The organism is Streptomyces sp. NPDC056160, assembly GCF_042268205.1.
GTDB lineage: Bacteria > Actinomycetota > Actinomycetes > Streptomycetales > Streptomycetaceae > Streptomyces.
In genome coordinates this window covers 71,888-84,376 of record NZ_JBHJUW010000007.1, presented here as the reverse complement: position 1 = coordinate 84,376, position 12,489 = coordinate 71,888, and the positions used below count along the sequence as shown (strand labels likewise).

Annotated in this window: 9 protein-coding genes; 4 read left to right on the top strand and 5 right to left on the bottom strand. The window is 71.4% G+C overall.

Going from position 1 to position 12,489, the window contains the following annotated elements; translation table 11 throughout:
* Positions 1-15 precede the first annotated feature (15 nt).
* The 4 genes from ACFC02_RS04360 to ACFC02_RS04345 all read right to left on the bottom strand — a co-directional run bounded on the left by ACFC02_RS04360 (position 16) and on the right by ACFC02_RS04345 (position 4,933).
* The gene (locus ACFC02_RS04360; protein ID WP_376351963.1) at positions 16-1,701 is read right to left on the bottom strand and encodes an alkaline phosphatase D family protein; all 1,686 of its coding nucleotides are present in this window, start codon (positions 1,699-1,701) and stop codon (positions 16-18) included.
* Between the two features lie 181 nt (positions 1,702-1,882).
* Positions 1,883-2,701, bottom strand: a complete 819-nt coding sequence (locus ACFC02_RS04355) for a thioredoxin domain-containing protein (RefSeq protein WP_376351960.1) — start codon at positions 2,699-2,701, stop codon at positions 1,883-1,885.
* A gap of 90 nt (positions 2,702-2,791) precedes the next feature.
* Positions 2,792-3,514, bottom strand: coding sequence for a hypothetical protein (locus tag ACFC02_RS04350; protein ID WP_376351958.1), 723 nt, complete (start codon positions 3,512-3,514; stop codon positions 2,792-2,794).
* A gap of 69 nt (positions 3,515-3,583) precedes the next feature.
* Positions 3,584-4,933 carry a DUF2252 domain-containing protein gene (locus ACFC02_RS04345; RefSeq protein ID WP_376352051.1) on the bottom strand — a complete coding sequence of 450 codons (1,350 nt, stop codon included), beginning with the start codon at positions 4,931-4,933 and terminating at the stop codon, positions 3,584-3,586.
* A 278-nt stretch (positions 4,934-5,211) separates the two neighbouring features.
* On the opposite strand from ACFC02_RS04345, the gene dnaE reads away from it, so the two are divergent.
* Positions 5,212-8,751, top strand: a complete 3,540-nt coding sequence (gene dnaE, locus ACFC02_RS04340) for a DNA polymerase III subunit alpha (RefSeq protein WP_376351955.1) — start codon at positions 5,212-5,214, stop codon at positions 8,749-8,751.
* A gap of 84 nt (positions 8,752-8,835) precedes the next feature.
* Here dnaE and ACFC02_RS04335 read toward each other — a convergent pair whose 3' ends face one another.
* The gene (locus ACFC02_RS04335) at positions 8,836-9,009 is read right to left on the bottom strand and encodes a hypothetical protein (RefSeq protein WP_360962920.1); all 174 of its coding nucleotides are present in this window, start codon (positions 9,007-9,009) and stop codon (positions 8,836-8,838) included.
* A gap of 235 nt (positions 9,010-9,244) precedes the next feature.
* Between ACFC02_RS04335 and ACFC02_RS04330 the strand changes: the two genes are divergently transcribed.
* The 3 genes from ACFC02_RS04330 to ACFC02_RS04320 all read left to right on the top strand — a co-directional run bounded on the left by ACFC02_RS04330 (position 9,245) and on the right by ACFC02_RS04320 (position 12,463).
* A complete protein-coding gene (locus ACFC02_RS04330) occupies positions 9,245-10,468 on the top strand; it encodes an NYN domain-containing protein (protein ID WP_376351953.1) in 1,224 nt (407 codons plus the stop codon).
* Between the two features lie 128 nt (positions 10,469-10,596).
* Positions 10,597-11,571: an ABC transporter ATP-binding protein gene (locus ACFC02_RS04325; RefSeq protein ID WP_376352048.1), complete on the top strand. Its 975-nt coding sequence runs from the start codon at positions 10,597-10,599 to the stop codon at positions 11,569-11,571.
* A 64-nt stretch (positions 11,572-11,635) separates the two neighbouring features.
* Positions 11,636-12,463 (top strand): ABC transporter permease, encoded by an 828-nt coding sequence (locus ACFC02_RS04320; protein ID WP_376351950.1) that lies wholly within the window; start codon positions 11,636-11,638, stop codon positions 12,461-12,463.
* The last annotated feature ends 26 nt before the right edge of the window (positions 12,464-12,489 follow it).

Genomic DNA, 12,489 nt, shown 5'->3' with positions numbered 1-12,489 from the left:
CGCGGCCGCGAAGCCCTAGACGGGGTCGTACGTCCGCTCGATCCGCTGCGTGCCGCTGCGCGTGCGGTACGAACGTGCCCAGGCGGACGTCGCGTTCGCGCGGGTGCGGTCGGAGACGACGTAGTAGTCCATCTGCGCGCGCTCGGCGGTGATGTCCAGGACGCCGTAGCCGTGGCGGTCGGTGTCGACCCAGTGGACGTGCCGGTTGGCCGCCCGGATCACCGGGGAGGCCACCGCGGAGACGGTGCCCTCCGCAACCTTGACCATGTCGTCGAGGTTGTCCGAGGTCAGCGAGGTGACCACGAACTCGGTGGCCGCCGAGGGCGACAGCGGGTAGGTCCCGGCGTCCACCGGGACGTCGTTGGCCCACGCCATGTGGATGTCCCCGGTCAGGAAGACGGTGTTGCGGATGGCGTTCGCGCGCAGGTGGCCCAGCAGTTCGCGGCGGTCGTCGGTGTAGCCGTCCCACTGGTCGGTGTTGACCGCCAGCCCTTCCCGCGGCAGCCCCAGCAACTGGGCCAGCGGCTTGAGCAGGTCGGCGGAGAGGGAGCCGACGACGAAGGGGGAGATCATCACCGAGTTGCCGACCAGCCGCCAGGTGGTGCCGGACGCCGACAGACCCGCCTTGAGCCAGTCCAGCTGGGCGCGGCCGGTGATCGTGCGGTCCGGGTCGTCGACCGAGCCGCTGCCCGTGGCCGCCTGCTGGGAGCGGAAGGAGCGCAGGTCGAGCAAGGACAGGTCGGCGAGCGTGCCGAAGCGCAGCCGGCGGTAGGTGGTGCCCGCGATCGCCGGGCGCACCGGCATCCACTCGAAGTAGGCCTGCCTGGCGGCGGCCTGGCGGTCGCTCCAGGCGCCCTCGGCGCCCTCGGTGTGGTTGACCGCGCCGCCGGACCAGGCGTTGTCGGCGAACTCGTGGTCGTCCCAGATCGCGATGACCGGCGCTCTGTGGTGCAGCGCCCGGAGGTCGGGGTCGGTCTTGTACTCGGCGTGCCGGACACGGTAGTCGGCGAGTGTGATGATCTCGTGCGCCGGTTCGTGCGGGCGCACGACCGTGCCCCGGGCCGCGTACTCGCCCGACTTGTACTCGTAGACGTAGTCGCCGAGGTGCAGCCAGGCGTCGAGGTCACCGCGGTCCGCGAGATGGCGGTAGGCCGCGAAGTGCCCGGCCTCCCAGTTGGCGCAGGAGACCACGCCGAAGCGCAGTGAGGAGACGGCGGCGTCGTGGGCGGGCGCGGTCCGGGTGCGGGCCACGGGTGAGTCGGTGCCGCCGGCCGAGAATCGGAACCAGTAGTCGGTGGCCGGCCGGAGTCCGCGGATGTCGGCCTTGACGGTGTGGTCACGGGCGGCGGTCGCGGTGGTGGATCCCCTGGCGACGACGGTGGTGAACGCCCTGTCGAGGGCCACCACCCAGCTCACCTCGGTGTCGGGGCCGGTCCCTGAGCCCGGTACGGCCTCGGGGGTGGGGGTCACCCGGGTCCACAGCAGGACGCCGTCGGGCAGGGGATCGCCGGAGGCCACTCCGTGCAGGAAGGCGGGGGCCGCGGTCGCGGCGCGCGCAGGCAGCGCGGCGGCGAGCGGCGCGGCCAGGACGGCGGTGGCCGCGGCGGCCTTGACGACCGTACGGCGGCGGGGGGTGAGCGGGGGGCCGGAGGGTCCCGGGCTCGTCGGGGCGGGGTCGGATGATCTGTGTCGGCTGGTCACGGCCGATCAGATTACTGGCGAGTACACGCGAAGAGCGGGCGAAGGGGCAGAAGTTGGCCCGCTCTTCAGCGCGGATCGGCGTGAGCCGGTGCGGACCGGCGCGGATCGCAGGGGGTCCGCGCCGCTACGGGCGGCCGGCTCAGCGCCTGCCGCCCGAACCGGATCCGGCCCGCTGCCTGAATCAGCCCTTCAGTGCGGCGCCGACCACCGAGTCGAAGTCCGCCACGGTCATCGGCGCGTTGTCCGAGCCGGGGGAGGTGAGCTTCTTGCCGTCCATGACCAGGCTCGGGGTGCCGCTCACCTTGTCCTTGTTGTCGTCGAAGGTCTTCGACATCGCCATGGCCCAGGCGTCGTACGTGCCGTTCTTCACGGCCGACTGGAACTTGGCGTTGCCCTTGAGCGCCGAGACGGTGTCCGCGACCTTGAGCAGGTAGCTGTCGTCCTTGAACTTGTCGTCGTTCTCGTCCGGGTGCCACTTGGCGGAGTAGAGCGCGGTCTTGTACTCCAGGAACGCCTCGGGGCTGACGTCGAGCGCGGCGCCCAGGGCGCTCAGCGCGTTCTTGGAGCCCTCGCCCTGGTCGTGGTCGTCGAGGAAGGTGCCGGAGATGTACTGCATCTTGAACTTGCCGTCGTCGAGGTCCTTCTTCAAGGTCGAGCCGACGGTCTGTTCGAACTGGGCGCAGACCGGGCAGCGCGGGTCCTCGTAGACCTTGAGGGTCTTCGCCGCGGTGGCCTTGCCGAGGATCACGGTCGTGCCGTCCGTGCCCGAGGTGTTGGCGGGTGCGACGACCTTGTCGTCCTTCACCGCGTCCCAGTGGCCGGGCTTGTTCGCCTGGACCACGGCGTAGCCGATGCCGCCCGCCGCCGCCAGCACGACGACGACCGAGGCGGCGACGGTGATCTGCCGCTTGGCCTTGGCCCGCTTGGCCTCGCGCTCGCGCTCTACGCGCAGCCGCTCCCGGGCCGCCGTCTTCGCCGACTGGGTGTTCCGCTTGCTCATGGTGGTGTTCTCCTGTGGGACGCGCAGCTTCGTGCGCGGGATGCGTGGGACGTGGTGGGGGACCGGGCGGCCCGGGCCGGCCGTCGCCGCTCAGCCGAGGGCGAGCGCGAGGGCGGGGCGGTGGGCCGGGGCGGTCGGGCGCGGTGGCCCGCGTCGTCCCAGGCAGTGCACGAGGAGGCGGGCGCGCAGGGCGGTGCGGTGCGGCGCGGGGCGCGTCGGCCGGTGGACCGTGGGCCGGCGGCGGACCGTGGTCGCCGCGACCGCGATCAGCAGGGGCCGGAAGGTGGTGGCGGCCACCGCGCGCACCAGCTGGGCCAGGGCCCGCTCGCCTCGGCGCAGCCACCCGGCGGCGAGGAGGCCCACGCCGACGTGCCCGCCGAGCAGCAGCCAGGCGGTCGCCGGGTCGGCGTGGGCGAGCAGCACGGCGAGCCGGTCGGGGCCGGCGCCGGTCATCCGGGCCAGCGGGGTGCCGACGGGCGTGCGGTTGCCGCACAGGACGTCCCAGCCGACCGAGCGCAGCGGGCCGGCGAGCGGCCCGCCCGCGGTGCCGTAGCAGACGTGCTGGCCGGTGGTGAAGACGGTGTCGGCGGCCAGCTCCAGCGGGACCAGCAGGGCGGCTATCCGCCCGAAGCCGCGCTCGCGCCCGGCCAGGGCGTAGGCGAGCAGGAACACGGCGCCCGCGACCGAGGCCACCGTGTTCAGCGGCAGCGGGACCCGGGACAGCAGGACGTGCGACGCGGTGCTGAGTGTCACGACCACTGCCGTGAACAGCGCCGCGCGCACGGCTCTGAGTCGGGTCCCGGATATGTCCATAGCAGAAGGAGAGTGTGGCACGTCCGCCGGTAAGAGGCCCCTAAAGGGTGGCTGTGAGCGGCCGTCTCGTCACAGACCTGGAATCCGGCCGTTGCGGAACAGGTCGACGAAGATCCGGTGGTCCCCGCGCGCGCGTGCCCCGTACGCGTGCGCGAAGTCGACGAGCAGCGGGGCGAAACCCTCCTCGTCGGCGGCGATCGCCGCGTCGATGGCCCGCTCGGTGGAGAACGGCACCAGGGACTCGCCGGACTGGTCGTCGGCCGCCGCGTGCATGGTGGCCGTGGCCCGCCCCAGGTCGGCGACGACCTGCGCGATCTCCTCCGGGTCGTCGATGTCGTCCCAGTCCAGGTCGACGGCGTACGGCGAGACCTCCGCCACCAGCTGCCCGGCGCCGTCCAGCTCGGTCCAGCCCAGCCACGGGTCGGCGTGCGCCTGCAGGGCGCGCTGGGAGATCACCGTGCGGTGGCCCTCGTGCTGGAAGTAGTCGCGGATCGCCCGGTCCGTGACGTGCCGGGAGACGGCCGGGGTCTGGGCCTGCTTGATGTAGATCACGACGTCGTTCTCCAGGGCGTCGCTGTTGCCCTCCAGCAGGATGTTGTACGACGGCAGCCCGGCCGAGCCGATCCCGATGCCCCGGCGGCCCACGACGTCCTTCACGCGGTAGGAGTCCGGGCGGGCCAGCGACGACTCCGGCAGGGTCTCCAGGTAGCCGTCGAAGGCGGCGAGCACCTTGTAGCGGGTGGCCGCGTCCAGCTCGATGGAGCCGCCGCCGGGCGCGAAGCGGCGTTCGAAGTCGCGGATCTCGGTCATCGACTCCAGCAGGGAGAACCGGGTCAGCGAGCGGGCGTCGCGCAGCGCGTCCAGGAGCGGGCCCTCGGCGGTGTCCAGGGTGAAGGGCGGCACCTCGTCGCTCTTGGCGCCGGTGGCCAGGGCGTGGATCCGCTCGCGGTAGGCGCTCGCGTAGACCGTCACCAGCTCCGTGATCTGCCGGTCGCTGAGCGCCTTGGCGTACCCCACGAGGGCGATGGAGGCGGCGAAGCGCTTGACGTCCCAGGTGAAGGGGCCGACGTAGGCCTCGTCGAAGTCGTTGACGTTGAAGACCAGGCGGCCGTTCGAATCCATGTACGTGCCGAAGTTCTCCGCGTGCAGGTCGCCGTGGATCCACACGCGCGAGGTGCGCTCGTCCAGGTAGGGGCCGCCGGCCGTGCGCGCGCCGTCCGGACCCGTGTTCCCCGCGGCCAGGTCGTGGTAGAAGAGGCACGCCGTGCCCCGGTAGAACGCGAAGGCGGAGGACGCCATCTTCCGGAACTTCACGCGGAACGCGGCCGGGTCGGCGGCCAGCAGCTCGCCGAAGGCGGTGTCGAAGACGGAGAGGATCTCCTCGCCGCGGTGCTCGTCGCTGAGCTGGGTGACCGACATCGCGGGGTGCCTCCTGGTACGGGTGGTGCATGACATGACGGGCGGATCTCCTCCACCACCAACGTTCGACGTCACGAAGGAGTGCCCGGTTCTGGTGTTCGACGTCACGTTCGATGTCACCTCCGGCGTGGCGGGCGGGCGCCCGGCCGCCCCGGCGGAATCCCGGCGGACGGCACGCCCCGCCGGCCGCCGGGTGTCGGTGCCGGGGCATAGACTTCGACGCTGACCCCCAGACCGTCCGCAGCCCGTCGCCGATCCGTATTCCAGGAGGCCGCACCGTGTCGAAGCCGCCGTTCACGCACCTGCACGTCCACACCCAGTACTCGATGCTGGACGGTGCCGCGCGGCTGAAGGACATGTTCGACGCGTGCAACGAGATGGGCATGACGCACATCGCCATGTCCGACCACGGCAACCTGCACGGGGCGTACGACTTCTTCCACTCCGCGAAGAAGGCCGGGGTCACCCCCATCATCGGCATCGAGGCGTACGTCGCACCCGAGTCCCGGCGCAACAAGCGCAAGGTCCGCTGGGGCCAGCCGCACCAGAAGCGGGACGACGTCTCCGGCTCCGGCGGCTACACCCACAAGACGATGTGGGCCGTGGACAGGGAGGGCCTGCACAACCTCTTCCGCCTCTCCTCCGACGCCTATGCCGAGGGCTGGCTGCAGAAGTGGCCCCGCATGGACAAGGAGACCATCGCCCAGTGGTCCAAGGGCATCGTCGCCTCCACCGGCTGCCCCTCGGGCGAGGTGCAGACCCGGCTGCGCCTGGGCCAGGACGAGGAGGCCCTGAAGGCCGCCGCCGACTACCAGGACATCTTCGGCAAGGACCGCTACTTCCTGGAGCTGATGGACCACGGCATCGACATCGAGCACCGGGTCCGCGAGGGCCTGCTGGAGATCGGCAAGAAGCTCGGCATCCCCCCGCTGGTCACCAACGACTCGCACTACACGTACGCGCACGAGGCGGGCGCCCACGACGCCCTGCTGTGCATCCAGACCGGCAAGAACCTCTCCGACCCGGACCGCTTCAAGTTCGACGGCACCGGCTACTACCTGAAGTCCACGGACGAGATGTACGCCATCGACTCCTCGGACGCCTGGCAGCAGGGCTGCGCCAACACGCTCCTGGTCGCCGAGATGGTCGACACCACGGGCATGTTCGAGAAGCGCGACCTCATGCCCAAGTTCGACATCCCCGAGGGCTACACCGAGGTCACCTGGTTCAAGGAGGAGGTCCGGCGCGGCATGGAGCGCCGCTTCCCGGGCGGCATCCCCGAGGACCGCCAGAAGCAGGTCGAGTACGAGATGGACGTCATCATCCAGATGGGGTTCCCGGGCTACTTCCTCGTCGTCGCCGACTTCATCATGTGGGCCAAGAACAACGGCATCGCGGTCGGCCCCGGCCGAGGCTCCGCGGCCGGTTCGATCGTCGCCTACGCCATGGGCATCACCGACCTCGACCCGATCCCGCACGGCCTGATCTTCGAGCGGTTCCTCAACCCCGAGCGCGTCTCCATGCCCGACGTCGACATCGACTTCGACGAGCGCAGGCGCGTCGAGGTGATCAGGTACGTCACGGAGAAGTACGGCGCCGACAAGGTCGCCATGATCGGCACCTACGGCAAGATCAAGGCCAAGAACGCGATCAAGGACTCCGCGCGCGTGCTGGGCTACCCGTACGCCATGGGTGACCGCCTCACGAAGGCCATGCCCGCCGACGTCCTCGGCAAGGGCATCGACCTGAACGGCATCACCGACCCCTCGCACCCGCGCTACAGCGAGGCCGGCGAGATCCGCGGGATGTACGAGAACGAGCCGGACGTGAAGAAGGTCATCGACACCGCCAAGGGCGTCGAGGGCCTGGTGCGGCAGATGGGCGTGCACGCCGCCGGCGTGATCATGTCCAGCGAGACCATCACCGAGCACGTCCCCGTCTGGGTCCGGCACACCGACGGCGTGACCATCACGCAGTGGGACTATCCGAGCTGCGAGTCGCTCGGCCTGCTGAAGATGGACTTCCTCGGCCTGCGCAACCTGACGATCATGGACGACGCCGTCAAGATGGTGAAGTCCAACAAGGGGATCGACATCGATCTCCTGAGCCTGCCGCTGGACGACCCGACCACGTTCGACCTGCTCCAGCGCGGCGACACCCTCGGCGTCTTCCAGTTCGACGGCGGCCCCATGCGCTCCCTGCTGCGCCTGATGAAGCCCGACAACTTCGAGGACATCTCCGCCGTCTCCGCGCTGTACCGCCCGGGTCCCATGGGCATGGACTCGCACACCAACTACGCGCTGCGCAAGAACGGCCTCCAGGAGATCACCCCGATCCACAAGGAGCTGGAAGAGCCCCTCGAAGAGGTCCTGGCGGTCACCTACGGCCTGATCGTCTACCAGGAGCAGGTGCAGAAGGCGGCCCAGATCATCGCCGGCTACTCGCTCGGCGAGGCCGACATCCTGCGCCGCGTGATGGGCAAGAAGAAGCCCGACGAGCTGGCCAAGAACTTCACCATCTTCCAGGCGGGCGCCAAGAAGAACGGCTACAGCGACGAGGCCATCCAGGCCCTGTGGGACGTCCTGGTCCCGTTCGCCGGCTACGCCTTCAACAAGGCGCACTCGGCCGCGTACGGCCTGGTGTCGTACTGGACGGCCTACCTGAAGGCCAACCACCCCGCCGAGTACATGGCGGCCCTGCTGACCTCCGTCAAGGACGACAAGGACAAGTCGGCGGTCTACCTCAACGAGTGCCGCCGCATGGGCATCAAGGTGCTCCCGCCCAACGTCAACGAGTCCGAGTCGAACTTCGCCGCCCAGGGCGACGACGTGATCCTCTTCGGCCTCTCCGCCGTCCGCAACGTCGGCACCAACGTCGTCGAGTCGATCATCAGGAGCCGCAAGGCCAAGGGGAAGTACTCCTCCTTCCCCGACTACCTCGACAAGGTCGAGGCGGTGGTCTGCAACAAGCGCACCACCGAGTCGCTGATCAAGGCCGGTGCCTTCGACGAGATGGGGCACACCCGCAAGGGCCTCACCGCGCAGTACGAGCCGATGATCGACAACGTGGTCGCGGTCAAGCGCAAGGAGGCCGAGGGCCAGTTCGACCTCTTCGGCGGGATGGGCGAGGAGACCAGCAGCGAGCCCGGCTTCGGCCTGGACGTGGAGTTCACCACCGAGGAGTGGGACAAGACCTACCTGCTCGCCCAGGAGCGCGAGATGCTCGGTCTCTACGTCTCCGACCACCCCCTCTTCGGCCTGGAGCACGTGCTCTCCGACAAGGCCGACGCGGGCATCGCCCAGCTCACCGGCGGCGAGCACGCCGACGGCGCGGTCGTCACCATCGGCGGCATCATCTCGGGCCTCCAGCGCAAGATGACCAAGCAGGGCAACGCCTGGGCGATCGCCACCGTCGAGGACCTGGCCGGCTCCATCGAGTGCATGTTCTTCCCGGCGACCTACCAGCTGGTGTCCACCCAACTCGTCGAGGACGCCGTGGTGTTCGTCAAGGGCCGCCTCGACAAGCGCGAGGACGTGCCCCGCCTGGTCGCCATGGAACTCCAGGTCCCGGACCTGTCCAACGCGGGCACCAACGCGCCCGTGGTCCTCACCATCCCGGCCACCCGCATCACCCCGCCCATGGTCAGCCGCCTCGGCGAGATCCTCACCCACCACAAGGGCGACAGCGAGGTCCGGATCAAGCTCCAGGGCCCGTCGAAGACGACGGTGCTGCGCCTCGACCGGCACCGGGTCAAGCCCGACCCCGCGCTCTTCGGCGATCTCAAGGTGCTGCTCGGCCCCTCCTGCCTGGCGGGCTGACGACGCCGACGAGGGGCGTCCCCGTGCGCATCGGGTACGCCCCTCGCGGATGCCAGGGCCCGCTCAACGGCCCTCGCGCCGGTCTCAGTTGTGGCCGAAGCGCTTCTGCCGGCCCTTGCGCGCCACGTCCGTGGGACTGAGCTGCGGAGCGTGATGCTCGGGCTGCGGTTCCGACACGGAGTGCTCCGTCTCGCGCGGGCCGTTCGCGGCCACGGACGCCTTCTGCCGGCTGCGGTCCTGCTTGCGGTTCTTGGCCATGGTGATCAGCCTCCTGTGGGGGATCTAGGGGCCAGGGCCGCGACCAGATTCACATACGCCGACAATGAACGCATGTCGGATAATTACCGTATGTAACAAGGGTCATCGGGCCACGGGCTCCCGAAACGCCACGCCGAAGATCGAGTTCGGGCCGTTAACCCCGGCGCCGTCGGGCAGACTCGAAAGAAGCCCGAAGCACTACCTGAGCAACCTCCCCGGAAAGAGGGTGGATCGCGTGGACCGCTGCATCGTCCTGGTGGACGCCGGGTATCTGCTGGGGGCCGCCGCGAGCCTCCTCGCCGGGGAGCCGTCGCGGTCCCGGATCACCGTCGACCACACCGCCCTCATCCAGGGACTGCGCGAGCAGGCCGAGTCCGAGACGCAGCGGCCGCTGCTGCGCATCTACTGGTTCGACGGCGCCCCCGACCGCGTTCCCCAGCCCGAGCACCGCAGGCTGCGCGTGATGCCCCGCGTCACCGTCCGGCTCGGCGCGCTGACCCGCAGCGACGGGCGGTGGGCGCAGAAGGGCGTGGACGCCGCCATGCACGCCGAGCTGACCGAACTGGCGCGCAACCGCGCCTGTTCGGACGTCGTCCTCGTCACCGGCGACGGCGACCTGCTGCCGGGCATGATGGCCGCCAAGGAGCACGGCGTCGCCGTCCACCTGTGGGCCGTGCAGGCCGCCGACGGTGACTACAACCAGTCCGAGGACCTGGTCGCCGAGGCCGACGAGCGCCGTGTCCTGGACCGTACGTGGATCACCAAGGCGGTACGCGCCAAGGACCTGGGCGGCGTCTGCGCACCGCCGCCCGCCCCCCGCCCCGAGATCGCCGCGATCCTCTCCGCGCCACTGCCCGAGTCCGGCCTGACCGCCACCCGCGAGCGCCCCGCCGAGGAGCCGCGCCACGCGGTGGACGCCGGCACGCGGGGCGGCGCCGAGGAGCGGCTGCCGGCCGCCGCCAAGGGCGTCCCCACCCCCAAGGACCTCGCCGCCCTGCGCGCCCCCGGCGTCCCGCAGGCCGACCGGCACCCCACCACCGCGACCCTGCGCTGGTCCTCCGACAAGGGCTGGGTGGACCGGCCCGGCGTGGCCGGCGAGTCGCCCGACGCCGCGTCCCTGCCGACCCTCGCCCAGCTCACCACGGCCGAGCAGCGGTGGGCGGACCGCGAGGAGGACATCACGACCGTCGGCGGCGACCCGTATGAGGTCGGACAGGTGTTCGCCCGACGTTGGATGGGACGTCTCGGCGACCAGGCCCACCTGCAAAAACTGTCGTCGATGTACCCGCGGGTGCCCCACCGCATCGACGGCGAGCTGCTGCGCTACGCCGCGCGGTTCGGGCTGCTCGCGCACAAGGACGACCAGATCGACGAGCACGACCGGTACGCGATCCGGGCCGGGTTCTGGCGGGAGATCGACGTCCGCACGGCCGCCGAGCACGCCCCGGCGGGCGACTGACCCCCGGTTCCAGGACCCGGAGGAACCGGGAGAGGTCGCCCCAAGGACGAGTAAAGCCCGCGGACCCCGTACTCTCGTCCCTTGTGAGTACGCGCGCGGCACCGGGACTTCGGCACACAGGCGACGTCGTGTGCGCGGTGCGCGGACTGACCAAGACCTATCCCGCGGCCCGCGGCCGGCGCGGCACCCCGGGCACCCCCGAGGTACGGGCCACCGACGAGATCGAGCTGGACGTGCGGCGCGGCGAGATCTTCGGACTGCTCGGCCCGAACGGCGCCGGGAAGTCCACCCTGGTCCGTCAGCTCACCGGGCTGATGCGCCCGGACCGCGGCACCGTCGAGATCCTCGGCCACGACATCGTGGCCCACCCCGAGCGGGCCGCCCGCCTCCTCGCCTACCTCGGGCAGGAGTCCAGCGCCCTGGACGAGCTGACCGTCTCGCTCGCCGCCGAGACGACGGGCCGGCTGCGCGGACTGGACGTGCGGCGGGCCCGCGCCGAGCGGGACGCCGTCCTCGACGAACTGGGCCTCGCGCCGATCGCCGCACGCCCCCTGAAGAAGCTCTCCGGCGGCCAGCGGCGGCTCGCCTGCTTCGCCGCCGCCCTGGTCGGCGAGCGCCCGCTGCTCGTGCTCGACGAGCCCACCACCGGCATGGACCCGGTGGCGCGGCGCGCCGTGTGGTCCGCCGTGGACCGGCGCCGCGCCGAGCACGGCACCACCGTCCTGCTGGTCACCCACAACGTCATCGAGGCCGAGACCGTCCTCGACCGCGTCGCCGTCCTCGACCGGGGACGGGTCATCGCCTGCGACACCCCGGCCGGCCTCAAGGAGCGGGTCTCCGGCGAGGTGCGGGTCGAACTGGTGTGGCGCGAGCGCGCGCCCCTGGACGTCCCGGAGGTCGCCGCGCTCCAGGAGCGGGCCGACCGGTCCGGGCGCCGCTGGACGCTGCGGCTCGCGCCCGAGGAGGCCCGCGCCGTGGTCGCCACGGTCACCGGCGGCGCCGCCTTCGCAGCCCTGGACGACTTCACCCTCACCACGCCCAGCCTGGAGGACGTGTACCTGGCGCTGGGCGGCGCCGCCCGGCAGGGGCTGGTGAAGGCGTGAGCGGTGCCGGACTACGTCGTGGACAGGGCCTGGGGCAGGCAGCGAAGCAGAGGAGCAGTTCGACGTGAGTGTCGTACCCGCCGACGTGCTGGCCGGCGCGGCGGCCGCGCAGGACACCGGTCCCGCCCGGGCGGCGGTCGCCGAACTCGGCCCGCGGGCGCGGCTGTGGCCGTCGCTCGCGGCCGTGTACCGGGCCCAGCTGTCCCGCGCGCGGGTGGCGCGCATCCCGCTGCTGTTCGTGGCGACCTTCCAGTCCGTCGGCATCATGATCATGATGCGGGGCGTGGTCAGCGGCGGCGGCGAGGCCCGGTCCGTGGTGGCCGGTGCGTCCATCGTCGTCGTCGCCTACGTCGCCCTCAACCTGCTCGCCCAGTACTTCGGCCAGCTGCGCTCCAGCGGCGGGCTCGACCACTACGCGACGCTGCCGGTGCCGCCCGCGGCCGTGGTGCTGGGCGCGGCGGCGGCGTACGCCTCCTTCACGGTGCCGGGAACGCTCGTGACCGCGCTCTTCGGCTGCGCGCTGTTCGGGCTGCCGCTGGGCAACCTGTGGGTGCTCGTGGCGGTGATCCCGCTGGCGGGCGCGGCGCTCTCCGGCCTGGGCGCCGCCTGCGGGCTGCTCGCACCCCGGCCGGAACTGGCCACGCTGCTGGGGCAGCTGGGCATGTCGGCCGCGCTGCTCCTGGGAGTGCTGCCGCCGGAGCGGATGCCCGAGGTCATCCGGCTCGCCCGCGACCTGCTGCCCTCCACCTACGGCGTGGAGGCCTACGCCCGCAGCTTCGCGGACCGTCCGGACTGGACGTGGGTGGGCATCGACATGGCGGTCTGCGCCGGGGTCGGGGTGGTCTCGCTGGCCGTGGCCACCTGGGCCTACCGCCGGGCGGCCGTCCGGTGACGCGGCTGACAGAGTCACCTGGCACG